At 64.3% G+C, this 17,472-nt stretch carries 15 protein-coding genes; 6 read left to right on the plus strand and 9 right to left on the minus strand.

Annotated features, from left to right (window positions below; all coding sequences use genetic code 11):
- Position 1: 1 nt before the first annotated feature.
- From GGR61_RS09385 to GGR61_RS09405, 5 genes are all read right to left on the minus strand, one after another.
- Entirely contained in the window at positions 2–1,303 is a 1,302-nt protein-coding gene (locus tag GGR61_RS09385) for an FAD-binding oxidoreductase (RefSeq protein WP_184621231.1), read from the minus strand.
- A complete protein-coding gene (locus tag GGR61_RS09390) occupies positions 1,303–2,691 on the minus strand; it encodes a UbiA family prenyltransferase (protein ID WP_184408843.1) in 1,389 nt (462 codons plus the stop codon). Before GGR61_RS09390 ends, GGR61_RS09385 begins: the two co-directional genes overlap by 1 nt.
- Before the next feature lie 95 nt (positions 2,692–2,786).
- A complete protein-coding gene (locus GGR61_RS09395) occupies positions 2,787–3,782 on the minus strand; it encodes a lysylphosphatidylglycerol synthase transmembrane domain-containing protein (protein ID WP_184621232.1) in 996 nt (331 codons plus the stop codon).
- A 15-nt stretch (positions 3,783–3,797) separates the two neighbouring features.
- Entirely contained in the window at positions 3,798–4,742 is a 945-nt protein-coding gene (locus GGR61_RS09400) for an electron transfer flavoprotein subunit alpha/FixB family protein (RefSeq protein WP_184621233.1), read from the minus strand.
- Between the two features lie 94 nt (positions 4,743–4,836).
- Positions 4,837–5,583 (minus strand): electron transfer flavoprotein subunit beta/FixA family protein, encoded by a 747-nt coding sequence (locus GGR61_RS09405; protein ID WP_184408805.1) that lies wholly within the window; start codon positions 5,581–5,583, stop codon positions 4,837–4,839.
- Positions 5,584–5,813: 230 nt separating this feature from the next.
- Here GGR61_RS09405 and rfbB point away from each other — a divergent pair, with 230 nt between their 5' ends.
- Genes rfbB through rfbD form a run of 4 tightly spaced genes read left to right on the plus strand, consistent with a single transcriptional unit; the run spans position 5,814 to position 9,272 of the window.
- A complete protein-coding gene (gene rfbB, locus GGR61_RS09410) occupies positions 5,814–6,869 on the plus strand; it encodes a dTDP-glucose 4,6-dehydratase (protein ID WP_184408804.1) in 1,056 nt (351 codons plus the stop codon).
- A 56-nt stretch (positions 6,870–6,925) separates the two neighbouring features.
- Positions 6,926–7,813 (plus strand): glucose-1-phosphate thymidylyltransferase RfbA, encoded by an 888-nt coding sequence (rfbA, locus tag GGR61_RS09415; protein ID WP_184408803.1) that lies wholly within the window; start codon positions 6,926–6,928, stop codon positions 7,811–7,813.
- On the plus strand, positions 7,810–8,367 hold the full coding sequence (rfbC, locus tag GGR61_RS09420) for a dTDP-4-dehydrorhamnose 3,5-epimerase (RefSeq protein WP_184408802.1): 558 nt from the start codon (positions 7,810–7,812) through the stop codon (positions 8,365–8,367). The genes rfbA and rfbC overlap by 4 nt, the downstream gene beginning before the upstream one ends.
- Positions 8,364–9,272: a dTDP-4-dehydrorhamnose reductase gene (gene rfbD / locus GGR61_RS09425; protein WP_184621234.1), complete on the plus strand. Its 909-nt coding sequence runs from the start codon at positions 8,364–8,366 to the stop codon at positions 9,270–9,272. Before rfbC ends, rfbD begins: the two co-directional genes overlap by 4 nt.
- A 117-nt stretch (positions 9,273–9,389) precedes the next feature.
- Here rfbD and GGR61_RS09430 read toward each other — a convergent pair whose 3' ends face one another.
- Together GGR61_RS09430 and GGR61_RS09435 are read right to left on the minus strand one after the other, a co-directional pair.
- The gene (locus GGR61_RS09430) at positions 9,390–10,793 is read right to left on the minus strand and encodes a mannose-1-phosphate guanylyltransferase/mannose-6-phosphate isomerase (protein ID WP_184408800.1); all 1,404 of its coding nucleotides are present in this window, start codon (positions 10,791–10,793) and stop codon (positions 9,390–9,392) included.
- Between the two features lie 48 nt (positions 10,794–10,841).
- Positions 10,842–12,188 (minus strand): phosphomannomutase, encoded by a 1,347-nt coding sequence (locus GGR61_RS09435; protein ID WP_184408799.1) that lies wholly within the window; start codon positions 12,186–12,188, stop codon positions 10,842–10,844.
- Positions 12,189–12,323: 135 nt separating this feature from the next.
- On the opposite strand from GGR61_RS09435, the gene GGR61_RS09440 reads away from it, so the two are divergent.
- Both GGR61_RS09440 and GGR61_RS09445 read left to right on the plus strand, forming a co-directional pair.
- Positions 12,324–13,055: a CoA transferase subunit A gene (locus tag GGR61_RS09440; protein ID WP_184408798.1), complete on the plus strand. Its 732-nt coding sequence runs from the start codon at positions 12,324–12,326 to the stop codon at positions 13,053–13,055.
- Positions 13,055–13,690: a CoA transferase subunit B gene (locus GGR61_RS09445; protein ID WP_184621235.1), complete on the plus strand. Its 636-nt coding sequence runs from the start codon at positions 13,055–13,057 to the stop codon at positions 13,688–13,690. The genes GGR61_RS09440 and GGR61_RS09445 overlap by 1 nt, the downstream gene beginning before the upstream one ends.
- Before the next feature lie 29 nt (positions 13,691–13,719).
- Here the strand turns inward: GGR61_RS09445 and GGR61_RS09450 are convergent, their stop codons facing one another.
- Both GGR61_RS09450 and GGR61_RS09455 read right to left on the minus strand, forming a co-directional pair.
- Complete coding sequence (locus GGR61_RS09450; protein WP_184621236.1) at positions 13,720–15,807, minus strand: glycoside hydrolase family 99-like domain-containing protein; 2,088 nt, start codon at positions 15,805–15,807, stop codon at positions 13,720–13,722.
- Positions 15,804–17,453: an electron transfer flavoprotein-ubiquinone oxidoreductase gene (locus GGR61_RS09455; RefSeq protein WP_184408795.1), complete on the minus strand. Its 1,650-nt coding sequence runs from the start codon at positions 17,451–17,453 to the stop codon at positions 15,804–15,806. Before GGR61_RS09455 ends, GGR61_RS09450 begins: the two co-directional genes overlap by 4 nt.
- Between the last annotated feature and the right edge of the window lie 19 nt (positions 17,454–17,472).

A 17,472-nucleotide genomic window follows, 5' to 3' on the forward strand; every position in this document is an offset into this window, starting at 1 on the left:
TCTACTCCGTGACCCGGCGCCAGAAGCCGGAAGAAAAACGTGGATCGAGATAACGGCTGAATTCGCGCCAGCGGCCATAGGCGCGCTGAAACGAATGCGCAGCCATTCGGGCGTCCTTGGCAGGGTACAGAGCACCGCCGGCCTCGTCGACGACGCGGTCAAGGCGTTCAAGCAGGCTGAACACCTCAGGACCGGTATTGGGGAAATCCAGTGCCAGCGTGGTGCCCGGCCTGGGAAACGACAGCATGCCCAGCGACGGTGCGTTGCCGAACTCCTTCAGCACTGCCAGGAACGAGCCGCTGCCACTGCGTGCGATTTCACCCAGTAACGCGTCGACGCCATCACGGGAGGCGTTCGGCGGCAGCACACACTGGTATTGCAGGAAGCCGGCGGGTCCGTACATGCGGTTCCAGTCGCGGATGCCGTCCAGCGGATAGAAGAACGGCAGCAGATGACTGACAGCGCGCTTGCGCGGTGCGGGCTGGCGCCAGTAGTAGAGCGTGTTGAAGGGCCGCAGCGAGAGCTTGTTCACCAACGACATCGGCGGCGTGATCGGCATGGACAGGCCCTTGCCCGGGGATGTCGGCCGCTCCTGGGCAAGCCCGGTGCAATGATCGGCGCGGGTGAAATGCCCGCGTCCGCGCGCCTTGCCGCTGGCCAGGCAATCGATCCAGGCGACGCTGTATTCATGGCTGTCGGCCGATGCCGCCGACAACGCAAAGAACTCATCGAGCGAGCCGAAGCGGATGTTTTCCGTTTCCAGCGCCGGGCTGGCGACGCGGCGCAGTTGAATTTCGGCCCAGGTGATCAGGCCGGTCAGTCCCAGCCCTCCCACCGTGGCTGCGAACCAGCCATCGGCATCGTCCGGCGTGCAGAGGCGGCGCTCGCCACCGCTGCGCAGCAATTCGAATGCGCGCACGTGGTGGCCAAAACTGCCGGTACGGTGATGATTCTTGCCGTGCACGTCATTGGCGATCGCACCGGCGACGGTCACATAGCGTGTGCCCGGCGTGACCGGCAGAAACCAGCCCTGTGGCAGCACCAGCTCGATGATGTCGGCCAGGGTGACACCGGCTTCGCAACGCACCACGCCAGTGGCCGGATCGAAGGCGATGAAGCGATCAAGCCCGCGCGCGCACAACAGTGCGCCATCCGGGTTCAGGCAACTGTCGCCATAACTGCGTCCATTGCCGCGAGGCAGGGCCTGGCCATCGAATGCCGGTAGAGGTGCGGCGCGATCGTAGACCGGTAGCAGTGTCTGGTGTGCTCTGGGATAGCGCCCCCAGGACTGCCCCGCGGCCATCAGATGGCGCTCAGGGCGAACAACCCGCACAGCACGACAACGATCTGGCTCACCCGGTCGGTGGCGGCGAACACGATCGGGTCATCGTGCATCTCTCCACGATGGGCGACGATCCAGACCCGGCTGACCCAGTACAGCAGCACCGGGCACACCAGCCACAGGAGCTTGGGATTGCGATAGAGCTCCACGCTCTCGGGACTGTTGATGTACAGCGCCATCACCATCACCGCGATGTAGCCGGCAGCCGCGCCCATCGACTGCAGCATCGAAAGATCCTCGACCGAGTACGCGCGCCCACTGGCCTTGGTCTTGCCGCTGCTCAACATGGCATGCAATTCGGTGTAGCGCTTGAGCAGCGCCAGCGACAAAAAGATGAAGATCGAAAATGCCAGCAGCCAGAACGACAGTTCGACGCCGATGGCCACCGCGCCGCCGATGATGCGCACGGTATACAGCGCTGCAAGCAACACCACATCGATCATCACGATGCGCTTCAAACGCAGCGAATACGCCAGGGTCATCACGTAATAGGCCAGCAGCACGAACGTGAATTCGACGCTGCAGGCCAATGAAAGCAGTAATCCGGCGATGGTGAGCGCGGGAGCGACAAGCAGGCCTTGCAACAAGGGAAGTCGGCCAGCGGCGAACGGCCGCTTGCGCTTGCGCGGATGCTGGCGGTCGGGGGTCAGGTCGAGCAGATCGTTGAGAACATACACGCCGGAGGCGCACAGCCCGAAGGCCACCAGTGCAATCGTGGATTGCACCACTGATTCCAGATCCAGGAAGCGGTGCGCGGTGAGCAGCGGGACGAACACCAACAGATTCTTCAACCATTGATGCAGCCGCAGGGCCTTGAGCCAGGCACCGCCGCGCGACGGAGCAGGCCAGTGCGCATGCACGGTCGTGCGTTGTGCGGCAGCCTTGGCCAGCGCGCTGCCGTTGTTGACGACCCAGGCGCCGCCGGCCTTGTCCCATACGTGCAGGTCCACGCTGCCGTTGCCGGCGTAATCGAAATTGCCCTGGCCAAACGTCTCAACCAGCACGTCTGCCTTGTTGCGGCCGGACAGATTGCGTTTGCCGTCGCTGGCGATCACCTGTTCGAACAGGCCGAGGTGCTCGGCGATGGGCTGGACCAACAGCGCGTCGGACGCGGTGCACAGCACCCGTGGGCGTTGTGTGGTGGTACGCAGCAGCTCCAGCACCTGCGGGTTGTAGGGCAGCGTCTCGGCGGGCAACGACACGCGCGACGCCAATTCGCGCTTCAGCGCCGCCTTGCCGCGCAACAGCCACAGCGGCAGCAGGAACACATACAGCGGGTTGCGCGCCAGCAGCGCGAGCACCGACTCATAGAGGATGTCCGAATTCAGAAGCGTGCCATCCAGATCCACGCACAAGGCGCGTCCCGAAACAACCGGACGAGTGGAACTGTTGGGTGGGACGGACATCGAAGACCTGGCGATCCATTGCGGGGCCGCGATTATACCTAGTGGATCAGCCCTGCTTGCTCTCGTGAGGCGAATTCGGCGATCGACATGGCCAATGCGCCAACAAGGATCGCGTACCAGAGCGTGACCAGGCGTGCAGCGACCGCGACGGCAATGGCATCTGCGGTGGGGATCCCGAGCCGATCGAGCATCAGCACGATGGCCAGTTCGGTGGTGCCGACGCCGCCGGGAACGAACGACAGCGCGCCGATCAGCATCGCCAACGGATAGATGCCGAACGCGACCAGTGGATCCAGCGGCAAGCCCATCCCTGCGCACAATCCGACGAAGACCGCCGATGTCAGCCCCCAGGCGATCGATCCGGCCAGCATGCTTTGCCCGAAGGCGCGCAGATCCAGGCAGCTCCGCAGTTCCAGCGCTGCCGCCAGACCGAAACGGAGCAGGCGCCGCAACCAACGACCAGGCACATGCCCGGTCAGGCGTGCACAGCGATCGAGCAGTGCGGGCCAGGCTGCTGCGCCGAACAACACGCAGACAAATCCCAGCACCACGGCAACCAGGGCGCCCAGGGTGGGGAACACCGGTGCGGCCAGCAGCGACAGCGACAGGATGACCAGCAGGTCGGACGCACGCTCGAAGACGAAGACGCCCAGCGTGCGCTCGGCCGGAATACCCATGCGCGCAAAATAGCGAATCCGCAACAGTTCGCCGGCTTTTCCGGGCGTTGCGGTCAGGGCGAAGCCCGCCAGGTAGCCGGTCAGGCCGCGCACGACCGGTACGCGATGCCCCTTGCGACGCAGCAGCCAGCGCCAACGCCAGTAGCGGAACAGATAGGTGATGGACACCGGGACGATCGCGAGCGACATCAACTCCCAGACATCGCTGAGCCGCGAAAACGTGCCGTTTCCATGATCCACCCACAGCAGGGTGGCGACGTACCCGGCGCACAACACCAGCACGAAGGCGGCCAGATAATCCAGGCGGTGCCGCATCTTGGCGGCACCGTTGACGCTGGGAGGCGAAGAAAAAGCCATTGCAGCCGGCGGGCCTCAGCCCAGCGCAGTCTCCAGCTCCGGCAACAGCGTGAAAAGATCGCCGACCAGCCCGATATCGGCAATCTCGAAGATCGGCGACTCCGGGTCCTTGTTGATCGCCACGATGGTGCCGGCGTCCTTGATGCCGGTCAGATGCTGGATCGCGCCGCTGATACCGATGGCCACATACAGCTCGGGGGCGATGATCTTGCCGGTCTGGCCGACCTGCAACTCGTTGGGCACATAGCCTGCGTCCACCGCCGCGCGCGAGGCACCGACGGCGGCGCCGAGCTTGTCGGCCAGACTGTAGATGTGCTGGAAGTTCTCGGCAGAACCAACGCCGCGGCCGCCGGAGACCACGCGCTTGGCGCTTTGCAGGTCGGGGCGATCGGAGTTGCCGGCGGCCAGGCCGACGAAGCGGGTGTGGGTTGGCAGCGAGGCGTCGATCGCAACGGATTCGATTGCCGCACTGCCGCCGGTTGCCGCTTCCGGCCACGAGGCGCTGCGCACGGTGGCCACCACGATCTGGTCGGCCGGCGCCTTCACCGTGATGATCGCGTTGCCGGCGTAGATCGGGCGCTTGAAGGTGTGGGCATCTTCGACCGACATCAGGTCGGAGATCTGGTTTACGCCCAGCAGCGCAGCCACCACCGGCATCAGATCCTTGCCAAAGGTGGTGGAGGGGCCGAAGACATGGCTGTAGCCCTGCCCGGCAAGCTGGGCGATCTGTGGCCCCAGCACCTGCGCGATGGCATGTTCGTTGGCGGCGTTTGCCACCGTCAGCACGCGTGCGACGCCCGACAACTGGGCGGCTTGGCCGGCAACGGCCGCAGGATCTGCCGCCAGCACGACGATATCGATGGAGTCGGCCGCTACCGCCAGCGCAGCGCTGAGGGTCTTGGCGGTGGCCGCATTGAGCTGGCCATTGAGATGTTCGGCGACGACGAGAATCTTAGACATCAGAGTGTCCTTTCAATCATGGGACGCTTGGGGGACGCTGGTTTCGGCATTGAGAGGTCCGGCCAGGGACGGACGGGCTCTCGGTCAGGGACGCTCACAAAAGCCCCTTCTGCTTGAGTGCGGCCACCAGTTCGGCGGCGTCCTTGACCATCACGCCACGGCTGCGCTTGGCCGGGGCGGCGTAGTGCGTGGTGCTGAGACTGTCGTGCGCATCGACGGCGAGGTCGGCAAATGCCAGCGTTTCCAATGGCTTGCTCTTGGCCTTCATGATGTCCGGCAGCTTGATGAAGCGCGGTTCGTTCAGGCGCAGGTCGGTGGTGATCACCGCCGGCAGGTCCACTTCCAGGGTTTCCAGGCCGGCATCGACCTCGCGTGTCACCGTGGCCTTGCCGTCGGCGACGACCAGCTTGCCGGCGAAGGTCGCCTGCGGGCGGCCCCACAGCGTGGCCAGCATCTGGCCGGTCTGATTGGCGTCGTCATCGATGGCCTGCTTGCCCAGGATGACCAGGTCCGGCTGCTCCTTTTCGACCAGCTTGAGGAGGGTGCGCGCGGCGGTCAGCGGCTGAATGGCGGCGTCGGTGACCACATGGATGGCGCGGTTGGCGCCCATGGCCAGGCCGTTGCGCAGGTGCGGGGCAGCATCGGCCGGCGCCAGGGTGGCGACCACCACTTCGGTGGCAATGCCGGCGTCGCGCAGGCGCAGCGCCTCTTCCAGCGCGATTTCGTCGAACGGGTTGGGCGAGAGCTTGACGCCCTCGGTGACCACGCCGGAGCCATCCGGCTTGACCTGAATGCGGACGTTGTAGTCCACCACGCGCTTGTAGGCGACGAGGATTTTCATCGTGTACGTGATCCTTCAGCTATTGCGGGAAGGCCCGGCCGCGGCGGCAGGCTCGGGTAGTGGCGTCATTCTAACCGGGCAGGGCGCACCATGCGATGGCGTATGGATGCTGCGATGCAACAGCTGCATGCATCCGTCTGGCTCCGCTTAAGTCCGATATCGCACAGACCGTATATCCTGTGTGGTTTGAAAACGCCGCGCGGTGCGCGCGCGACCAGGAGGGGTAGACAGTGGCGACTTGGCTAGTAACCGGCGGTGCCGGCTTCATCGGCGGCAATTTTGTTCTTGAGGCAGTCTCCCGCGGGATCCGCGTGATCAATCTGGACGCGCTCACCTATGCGGGAAACCTGAACACGTTGGCGTCGTTGGAAGGCAATGCCAACCACGTCTTCGCCAAGGGCGACATCGGCGATGGCGCCCTGGTGACCCGCCTGTTGCAGGAGCATCAGCCGGATGCGGTGCTGAATTTTGCGGCCGAAAGCCATGTGGATCGCTCCATCGAAGGCCCCGGCGCGTTCATCCAGACCAATGTGGTCGGCACCCTGGCCCTGCTCGAGGCGGTGCGCGACTATTGGAAGGCGCTGCCGGGCACGCGCCGCGATGACTTCCGTTTCCTGCACGTGTCCACCGACGAGGTCTATGGCACGCTCGGAGAGACCGGCAAGTTCACCGAAACCACCCCGTATGCGCCCAACTCGCCGTATTCGGCCTCCAAGGCCGCGTCGGATCATCTGGTGCGTGCGTTCCACCACACCTACGGGCTGCCGGTGCTGACCACCAACTGCTCCAACAACTACGGCCCGTACCACTTCCCGGAAAAACTCATTCCGCTGGTCATCGCCAAGGCATTGGCCGGCGAGCCGCTGCCGGTGTACGGCGATGGCAAGCAGGTGCGCGACTGGTTGTTCGTCAGCGACCACTGCGAGGCGATCCGCACCGTGCTGGCCAAGGGCAAGGTGGGCGAGACCTATAACGTGGGCGGCAATTCCGAGCGGCAGAACATCGAGGTCGTGCAGGCGATCTGCGCGCTGCTGGATCAGCATCGGCCGCGCGAAGACGGCAAGCCGCGCGCCAGCCAGATCACCTACGTCACCGACCGCCCCGGGCACGATCGTCGCTATGCGATCGATGCCTCCAAGTTGAAGAACGACCTGGGCTGGGAGCCGGCCTATACCTTCGAGCAAGGCATCGCGCAGACGGTGCAGTGGTACCTGACCAACCAGGCGTGGGTGCAGGGCGTGCTGGATGGCAGCTATCGGCTGGAACGGATCGGCGCTGCCGCCTAACGCAACCCTAGCCAGTGCCCGTGCATGCGTGCGCGGGCCTCAACAGGACATACCTGATGACACAACGTAAAGGCATCATTCTGGCGGGCGGCTCCGGCACGCGCCTGTACCCGATCACCAAGGGCGTCAGCAAGCAGCTGCTGCCGGTGTACGACAAGCCGATGATCTATTACCCGCTGAGCGTGCTGATGCTCGCCGGTATCCGGGACATTTTGATCATCAATACACCGCATGAGCAGGCGTTGTTCCAGTCATTGCTGGGCGACGGCTCGCAGTGGGGCGTCAACATCCAGTACGCCGTGCAGCCCAGCCCGGACGGGTTGGCGCAGGCCTATCTGATCGGCCGCGATTTTGTCGATGGCAAACCGAGCTGCCTGGTGTTGGGCGACAACATCTTCCACGGTCACGGCTTGACCGAGACCTTGCGCCGCGCCGATGCGCGCGAGCAGGGCGCGACCGTGTTCGGCTACTGGGTCAATGACCCGGAGCGTTACGGCGTTGCCGAATTCGATCAGCAAGGCAAGGTCATCGATATCGCCGAAAAGCCGGAAAAGCCCCGTTCTAACTACGCGGTCACCGGGCTGTATTTCTACGATGGCAAGGCCAGCGATTATGCGGCTGCGTTGAAGCCCTCGCCGCGCGGCGAGCTGGAAATCACCGATCTCAATCGCTGCTATCTGGACGCTGGCGAGCTGCACCTTGAGCCATTGGGGCGCGGATACGCGTGGCTGGATACCGGCACCCATCAGTCGTTGCACGAGGCGGCCAATTTCATCGAAACCATCCAGATGCGTCAGGGCCTGCAGGTCTGCTGCCCGGAGGAAATCGCATTCGGTCAGGGCTGGATCGATGCAGCGCAGCTGGAGCGCCTGGCCGCACCGCTGTTGAAAAATGGCTATGGCAAGTATCTGCACGAGTTGGCCGTACGAGGAGTTGTGCCTTGAAAGTGATCGAAACGCGTCTACCGGGCTGCGTCGTCATCGAGCCGGCAGTGTTCGGCGATGCGCGTGGTTATTTCTTCGAAACGTGGAATGCCGAACGCTTCGGCCAGCATGGCTTGCCGACCCAGTTCGTGCAGAGCAACGTCTCGACCTCCGCCAAAGGCGTGCTGCGTGGTTTGCATTACCAGTGGCCGCGCCCACAGGGCAAGTTGGTCAGCGTGCTTGAAGGCGAGGTGTACGACGTCGCTGTCGACGTGCGCCACGGTTCGCCCAACTTCGGTCAATGGGCGGCCGTTGTGCTGAGTGCGGAAAACAAGAAGCAGTTCTGGATCCCGGAAGGCTTTGCGCACGGCTTTGCGGTGTTGTCCGAACGTGCCGTGTTCAGTTATCTGTGCACCGACGTGTACGTCAAGGAAGCCGATGCCGGCGTGCGCTGGGACGATGCCGCCATTGGGATCGATTGGCCGATCAGCGATCCATTGCTGTCGGCCAAGGATGCCGATGCGCCGTTCCTGGGCGATGTGCCGGTGGATCGCTTGCCGGTGTATTCACCGTGACCACCTTGGTATTTGGTGCCAATGGGCAGGTCGGCACCGAACTGCTGCGCGCGCTGGCTGTCGATGGTGCGGTAACGGCGACGACGCGCAGCGGCATGCTGCCCGACGGCAGCAAGTGCGAGACGGCCGACTTCGACGCCCCGGAGACGCTGAGGGCGTTGCTGGACCGCATCGCCCCTTCGCGCATCGTCAACGCGGCCGCCTATACCGCCGTGGATCGCGCCGAACAGGATCGCGACAGCGCAATGCGTGCCAACGCGACCTCGCCGGGCGTCATCGCGGCATGGTGCGCGTCCAACAACGTGCCGTTGGTGCACTACTCGACCGACTACGTGTTCGACGGTCAGGGCAGCACACCGTATCCGGAGGATGCGCCAACCTCGCCGTTGGGCGCGTATGGCGAAACCAAGCTCGCTGGCGAGGACGCCATCCGTGCCTCGGGCGCGCAGCATCTGATTCTGCGCACGGCCTGGGTATATGCCTCGCACGGTGCGAATTTCCTGCGCACCATGCTGCGTGTCGGCGCCGAGCGTGACGAGTTGCGCGTCGTTGCCGATCAGGTCGGAACACCCACGCCAGCAGCCTTGATTGCCGATGTCACCGCGCAATTACTGCAGCAGCGCACACCCGACACATCGGGCACCTGGCACCTCACTGCCGCTGGACAGACCAGCTGGCATGGTTTTGCCGAAGCGATCTTCGCGCAAGCGGTCGGTGCGGGCCTGTTGTCGCGCGCGCCACGGGTGCTGCCGATCACCACCGCAGACTATCCGACGCCGGCAAAGCGGCCGGCTTATTCGGGGTTGTCGATCGACAAACTGCAGCGCGATTTCGACATCGTGTTGCCGCAATGGCAGGTTGGCCTGCAGCGCGTGATTGCCGAACTGGTCGCTGCCAGGCAGTAACGTCGCAACAAGATCGATGGCGACAGTAGCGCCGCCGATCAATCAACGCCGCAAACGCAAACAGCCGGGAATCCCCGGCTGTTTGCTTGGACATTGCCGCATCCTGCGCGCGAACGATCAGGTCCGCCCGTAGGTGTCCTCAAAGCGCACGATGTCGTCTTCGCCCAGATAGCTGCCGGACTGCACTTCGATCAGTTCCAGCGGCAGTTTGCCCGGGTTCTTCAGGCGATGGGTCACGCCCAGCGGGATGTAGGTACTCTGGTTTTCGGTCAGCAGCAGCACTTCCTCGCCACGGGTGACTTCGGCGGTGCCGCTCACCACGATCCAGTGCTCGGCGCGGTGGTGGTGCATCTGCAGACTGAGCGTGGCACCCGGCTTGACGGTGATGCGCTTGACCTGGAACCGCTGGCCCATGTCGATCGAATCGTAGGCACCCCACGGACGATAGACCTTGCGGTGCCAGGTCGCCTCAGAGCGGCCGGCAGCCTTGATCTGGCTGACCACGTCCTTGACCTCCTGGATGCGGTCGCGGTGTCCGACCAGGACCGCGTCGTCGGTTTCCACCACCACCACATTCTCCAGGCCGACCATTGCGATCAGGCGCGAGCCGTAGGCATAGGTGTTCTGGCAATCGAGCTGGATCACGTCGCCGTGGTGCGCGTTGCCTTGGGCATCCTGCTCGGACACGTCCAGCAGCGACGACCACGAGCCGACATCGTTCCAGCCGGCGTCCAACGGCACCACCACCGCATCGGCGGTCTTTTCCATCACCGCGTAGTCGATCGAATCCGACGGACTGGCCGCGAAGGCGTCCTTGTCCAGACGGGTGAAGTCGGCATCGCGCTTGCCACCTTGCCAGGCCTTGAGGCAGGCATCGGCGATGGCGGGGTGGAACTTGCGCAGCTCTTCCAGGTAACGCGAGGCGCGGAACAGGAACATGCCGCTGTTCCAGTAGTACTCGCCGCTGGCCAGATAAGTCTGTGCCGTGGCCAGGTCGGGCTTCTCGACGAAGCGCTCCACCGCGCTGACGCCGGTGCCTGCGCTCGCCTTGATGTAGCCGTAGCCGGTTTCGGGCGCGGTCGGCTTGATGCCGAAGGTGACCAGCTTGCCTTGTTCGGCCGCAGTGGCCGCCAGGGTGACCGCAGCCTGGAATGCAGCTTCGTTCTGGATCACGTGATCGGACGGCAGCACCAGCAGCAGCGGGTCGGCGCCGTCGCGGGTGGCTTCCAGCGCGGCAACGGCAATGGCCGGTGCGGTGTTGCGGCCCTTGGGCTCCAGCAGGATGGCCGACGGTTTCACGCCCAACTGCTGCAACTGCTCGGCGGCCATGAAGCGGTGTTCTTCGTTGGCCACCACGATGGGCGCGTGCGCAGCCACCGGAGCGCAGCGCAGCCATGTCGCCTGCAACATGCTGTGTTCGCCGACCAGCGGCAGAAACTGCTTGGGATAGGATTCGCGCGATAACGGCCACAGGCGCGTGCCGGAACCGCCGGACAGGATAATGGGAAGGACGTCGCTCATGGGCGGGGGAAACTCCAAAGTGCGTCTAAGGGTGGGGGAGGGGATGAATCAACCGCGCAGCAGGGTGGAAATTTCCTGCGTCCGCGTTTCCAGCAGTGCGGCATCGCCGCGCGTTTCCACGTTCAGACGCAACAGCGGCTCGGTGTTGGAGCTGCGCAGGTTGAAACGCCATTGGCCGAAGTCGGCGCTGATGCCATCGGTGTAATCCAGCTCGGGCGACAGCGACGCGTAATGCTCCATCACGCGGGCAACGGCGGCCTTGGCATCGTCCACCTTGAAGTTGATTTCGCCGCTGCAGGGGAATTTCTGCATGCGCGCTTCGACCAGGTCTGCCAGCGAACGGCCGGATTGCGACACCAGCTCGGCGATCAGCAGCCACGGAATCATGCCGGAGTCGGCATAGGCGAATTCGCGGAAATAGTGGTGCGCGCTCATCTCGCCGCCATACACCGCGTTCTCGCTGCGCATCTTCTCCTTGATGAAGGCATGCCCGCTCTTGCACAACACCGGAATGCCGCCGGAATCTTCCACCATCTCGACCGTGTTCCAGGTCAGACGCGGGTCGTGCACGACCTTGCCGCCCGGCTGCTTGGCCAGGATTGCCTGTGCCAGCAGGCCGACCAGGTAATAGCCTTCGATGAAGCGGCCGGTGTGATCGAAGAAGAAGCAGCGATCGAAGTCGCCATCCCAGGCGATACCGAAGTCGGCACCGTGGTCCTGGACCGCCTTGGCGGTGGCGGCACGGTTTTCCGGCAGCAGCGGGTTGGGGATGCCGTTGGGGAAGTTGCCATCGGGTTCGTGGAAGACGCGCACGAATTCGAACGGCAGATGCGGTGCGAGCAGGTCGACGATCAGGCCAGCACCGCCGTTGCCGGCGTTGACCACCAACTTGAGCGGCTTGAGCGTGCTGCGATCCACGTAGCTGAGCAGATGCTCGAGGTAGGCCGTCTTGTCGGTGCGGCTTTGCTCGCTGGCAGTGGGCTCGCCGGGTGCTGCGGTATCTGCCGCGACCGTGTCGCGAATGGCGAACAGGCCGGTGTCGGAGCTGATCGGCCGCGCCTGCTCGCGCACCAGCTTCATGCCGTTGTAGTCCATCGGATTGTGGCTGGCGGTGACCATCACGCCGCCGGCGGCCTTGAGGTAATCGGTCTGGAAATAGACCTCCTCGGTGCCGCACAGGCCGATATCGATCACCTCACGGCCGCTGGCGCGCAGGCCGGCCGAGAGCGCTTCCTGCAGCCCGGGGCTGGCCAGGCGCACGTCATGGCCCAGAACCACGGGCCCTTGATCCAGCTGAGCCGCCAGCGCCACGCCGATGCGGCGCGCCAAGTCCTCGTTGAGTTCATCCGGCACGCGGCCGCGAATATCGTAGGCCTTGAAGGCTGGTAGCGTCATTGGCAATTCCTGGGGTGGGGGACACCCGAGTTTAGCGGCTGCGTTGTGTCTTGGGTGTGGCGGAACCGTCTCCGGGGACAGGCAACAGTCAGCGGCTAGAATGGCCGTTTCCCATCAGCGAAGGCGAGGGCGGTGATGAACAATGGTGGACGTGGTGCGGCAAGCGGCAAACGCTATGCCGATGCCAAGGCGGCGCTGGATGGGGTGCTGGCCCAGGGCCAGACGCTGGCGGTTGGCGGCTTTGGTCTGTGTGGCATCCCGGAGGCGCTGATCGCGGCGGTGCGCGACAGCGGGATCGGTGGCTTGACCGTGATCTCCAACAATGCCGGCGTCGATGGCTTTGGCCTCGGTCAGCTGCTGGCCACCCGGCAGATCCGCAAGATGATTTCGTCCTACGTGGGCGAAAACAAGGAATTCGAGCGGCAATACCTGGCCGGCGAACTCGAACTGGAGTTCAACCCGCAAGGCACGCTCGCCGAACGCCTGCGCGCTGGCGGTGCGGGGATTCCGGCGTTCTATACCGCCACCGGTTACGGCACCATCGTGGCCCAGGGCAAGGAAACCCGCGAGTTCGACGGCAAGCACTACGTGCTGGAAACCGCGTTGCAGGCCGATGTCGCGCTGGTCAAGGCGTGGCGTGCGGATGCCGCCGGCAATCTGGTGTTTCGCAAGACCGCGCGCAATTTCAACCCGGCCTGTGCCATGGCCGGCAAGGTGTGCATTGCCGAGGTCGAAGAGATCGTGGAAGTAGGAGCGATCGATCCCGATCAGGTGCACCTGCCCGGCATCTATGTCGACCGGCTGGTGCTCAACGCCACCCCGGAAAAACGCATCGAACAGCGCACTGTGCGCGAAGGACAGCCCTGATGGCCTGGACCAGAGACCAGATGGCCGCACGTGCGGCACGTGAATTGACCGATGGCGCCTACGTCAACCTGGGCATCGGCCTGCCGACGCTGGTGGCCAACCACATCCCCGAGGGTGTGGACGTGTGGCTGCAATCGGAGAACGGCCTGCTTGGCATCGGCCCGTTTCCCACCGAAGAAGACGTCGATGCGGACCTGATCAATGCCGGCAAGCAGACCGTGACCGCACGTGCCGGTGCCAGCTATTTCGGCAGCCACGATTCGTTCGCGATGATCCGCGGCGGGCATATCGACCTGGCCATCCTGGGCGCCATGCAGGTCAGCGCGCGCGGCGACCTGGCCAACTGGATGGTGCCCGGCAAGATGGTCAAGGGCATGGGCGGGGCGATGGACCTGGTGGCCGGCGTCAAGCGCGTGGTGGTGCTGATGGAACACCTCGCCAAGGACGGCAGCCACAAGATCCTGCCCGCGTGCGACCTGCCGCTGACCGGCGTCGGCGTGGTCGATCGCATCATCACCGACCTGGCGATATTCGATGTCACCGATACCGGGTTGGTGTTGGTGGAGGCGGCGGATGGGGTGACGCTGGAAGAGTTGCGCGCCAACACCGGCGTCACCTTCAGGGTGCAGGGATAACCTGGTCGCTGCACAGTCGCAAGGCGCCGTCAGGGCGCCTTGCGTGCGTAGCGGTAAGGCGCATCGGACCTTGTCTGGTCGATACCCAGGGTCTGTTCGATCGTGGCGACACGGTGTCCTGACTGGGTGACTGCAAGGCCCAGAAAACGTTCGACCGCATGCGCCAGGGTGCCGTCGATCTGGCCTTGCTCGTCTTCGAATTCACTCGGCTGCAAATGCGCGTCCAACAGCGGGCGCAACGCTTCCAGTCTTGCCCAGAACATGCTGCCAGAGGCAAACAGGCTATGCGCGCTCGGCGCATCGGTGCCTGAGCGCACTGCCAGATAATCCAGTGCGTCGGCATTGCCGCCGATAAAGTCGGTTATCGCCAGCAGATGGCCATCGGGTGCCGCAAGACCAAGTTGCGGATCGGAAGAGAACGCCTTCACTAGCGCTTCGACCCGTTGCGGCGCGAGCAATGCCGTGAGCATCTCCTTGCGCCAGTCGTCGCCATCGTTGCGGTGTGTCGATTTCTTGGTGTGCAGCTTCAGCACCAGGCCGACACCTTCGTCGAGCAGGCGATTGGCGACATGGAGGAAGGGCAGGATGTCGCGGCCGCGATTTTCGAAACCTTCTACCTGTGCATGGATACCGCGCTGCTGCGCGCGCTGGCGGACCTCGGCCACCTTTGCGAGGTCGGTGGTGATGACAATGCGTAGCGGCATTCCGCATTGAACGATCGCATCGAACATCTCATCGAGGACATCGAGGTACCACGCATGCAGCACCACGCACGTGCCAGGCGCAGGTACATGCGTGGCACCCTTGGGTGCATGGGTCAGTGCCTGTCGTGTCGCATCCAGCCATGCATGCCCCAGCCGGGTATCGGGTTCCAGTACTGCCCCTTCAGCCCATTCGTTCCACGCGTTGATGAATACAATGCGCTGCGAAGCCTGCGTATTGGCAAGGCGCCGATGCACGGTGCGCGATAACCAGTCACGGTAGCGACGCGGCGAGGCGTGCAGATAGATGCGCCCCTTTCCTGAGCGACGCGGCTCGTTGTCCCATCCTGGATTCACGCCTGGATACAGCGTGTACTCGCGCAATGGGCGTTGCTCCATCTCGCGTGCCAGCTCGCGCCAGTCGAGCGCTTCTCCGTTGAAGTCTGGATTCACAAGGCGCTGCCGAGCGGTGACCGGCGGCGGGGTGCTCATGTTCGGCGGGAACTCGACCGCCGCATCGAACCCGATGTCGCGCGGATCGGGGCGCTCAAACCCCTGCACGTAGGCTAGGTGGATTTCGCCGAGCCCGTTGTCGCGACACCAACTGCGCCAACGCGCTGCGGTCTGTGCAGGATCGGGCAGTAAATGTGGGCGATATACCAGCAGCAACGGGCGGCCGTCCACGCGCAGATATTTCGGATTGCGCAGATACGTCGCGACGTGGGCGATAAAGGCGAGGTCGTCGTCGGCGCCGTGCGACTGGTCGATCAGAATGTCATCGCCACGGCCATCCCAGCGACGCGCCCATTTCTCGTTTGCCCAGCAAAGGCAGAAGGGCAATGTGATCGAGGTGTCTTCATGCCATCGGGCAATCGGCATTTCCAGCAAGGTCTTGCCGGCAAACCAATAGAAATAAAAGCAGAACGCGCCCAGTCCGTATTCCTGCGCAAGGCGTGCCTGCTCGCGCATGACCTGTGGGGTGCGAAGGTCATAAAAGCCCAAATCCGCAGGAAGGCGCGGCTGTTGATGGCCTTCGAACTGCGGAAGCGCACGGCTGACGTTGCGCCATTCGGTAAAGCCCTGGCCCCACCACGCGTCGTTCTCCGGGATGGGATGGAATTGCGGCAGATAGAACGCCACCAGGGTTGCCGGAAGCGTGTCGGGCAATGCCGCGGTGCGATAAGGCACATGGCCGATCGCTGCTTCGTCACTGCGCGCTGCAGGGCGTCGCGACACGGCATGGCCTGTACGGCCCCGCGCAGGTTCCGGTACCCAGTGGGCATGTCGATCCAGAAACCAGCTGCGCCACCGGTCGCGCGTTGCATCGCTCAACGGAATGGCACGAAACCCCGCGCGCAACAATCCGAATAGCCGGGCGCGCGCACGTGACTGCATCGAGCGACCGGGTGCACTCACAGATTCTGGTAGTTCGGGCCCGAACCACCCTCCGGCGTGACCCAAGTGATGATCTCGTACGGGTCCTTGATGTCGCAGGTCTTGCAGTGCACGCAGTTGGCGGCGTTGATCTGCAGGCGTTTGCCGGAAGGGCTGTTGGTGTCTGCGACCATTTCATAGACGTTGGCCGGGCAAAAGCGGGTGCAGGGGTTGTCGTATTCCTCCACGCAGCGGGTGGCGCACACGTCGGTGTCGAGCACTTTCAGGTGCACGGGCTGGTCTTCGTCGTGTTCGGTGGCGGCAAAGTAGACCGCCTGCAGGCGGTCCCGCGGTGCGAGCTCGCGCGTGCCGTAGTCGCGCTTGGGTTGTTCGTACTCGCCGATCTTGTGCAGCGCCGACCAGTCTGGCTTGTTCTTCAGCGTCCACGGCGAGGCGCCCTTGAGTGCGGTTTCCCATGCGGCGTTGAGCAGGCCGAACCACAGTCCCTTCTTGAAGCCAGGCTTGATATTGCGCACCTGCTTCAGCTCGGCCATCGCATCGGAGGCGCGTAACTTGGCGTCGAAGCCTTGCGGCGCCAGCTGTGCTTGCACCAGGTGCTCGGCGGCCAGCATGCCGCTGCGGATCGCCTGGTGGGTGCCCTTGATCTTTGGCACGTTGAGCAGGCCGGCGGTGTCGCCGATCAACAGGGCGCCGGGCATCTCCACCTTTGGCAGCGACTGCCAGCCGCCGGTGACGATGGCGCGCGCGCCGGCCGACAGGATGCTGCCGCCTTCCAGCAGCGGCTTGATCAGCGCGTGGTTCTTCCATTGCTGGAAGGCCTCCCACGGTTGGTACTTCGGGTCGCTGTAGTCCAGTCCGCTCACATAGCCGAGCGCGATCTGGTTGTTGTCCAGGTGATACAGGAAGCTGCCGCCGTAGGTGCGGTTGTCGGCCGGCCAGCCGAGCGTGTGCACGATCTTGCCGGGGCTGACGCGCCCCTCCGGTACCTGCCACAGCTCCTTGATGCCGATCGAGTAGCCCTGCGGGTCGGCGTCGGCGGTGAGGTCGAAGCGCTTGAGCAGGCGCTTGGTCAGATGCCCGCGGGCGCCTTCGGCCAGCACCGTGACCTTGGCGCGGATGTCGATGCCGGCGGTATAACCGGGCTTGTGCGATCCATCCTTGGCCACGCCCATGTCGCCGATGCGCACGCCGACGACCTGGTCGTTGTGGTCGTGCAGGGTTTCGGCGGCGGCAAAGCCGGGGTAGATTTCCACGCCCAACGCTTCGGCCTGCGGCGCCAACCAGGCGCACATCGCCCCCAGGCTGACGATGAAGTTGCCATGGTTGCGCATGCCCGGGGGCACGACCGGAAACTTGCGCGCGCTGTCCTTGCCGAGAAACCAGAATTCGTCGTCGGTGGCGGCCACGCAGATCGGCGGTGGATTGTCGCGCCAGCCTGGCAGCAGCGCATCCAGCGGGCCGGGTTCGATCACTGCGCCGGACAGGATGTGCGCACCGATGGTGCTGGATTTTTCGATCACGCACACGCTGATGTTCGGATCGAGCTGCTTGAGCCGGATCGCAAAGGCCAGCCCGGCCGGACCGGCGCCGACGGTGACGACGTCGTACTCCATCACGTCGCGCTCGACCGCCTCTGGCGCAGGTGCGCCGACTCCCGCTTCCGACATTGCTGCACTCCCGTTGGCT

Source organism: Xanthomonas sp. 3058 (assembly GCF_014199765.1).
GTDB classification, from domain to species: Bacteria; Pseudomonadota; Gammaproteobacteria; order Xanthomonadales; family Xanthomonadaceae; genus Xanthomonas; species Xanthomonas campestris_B.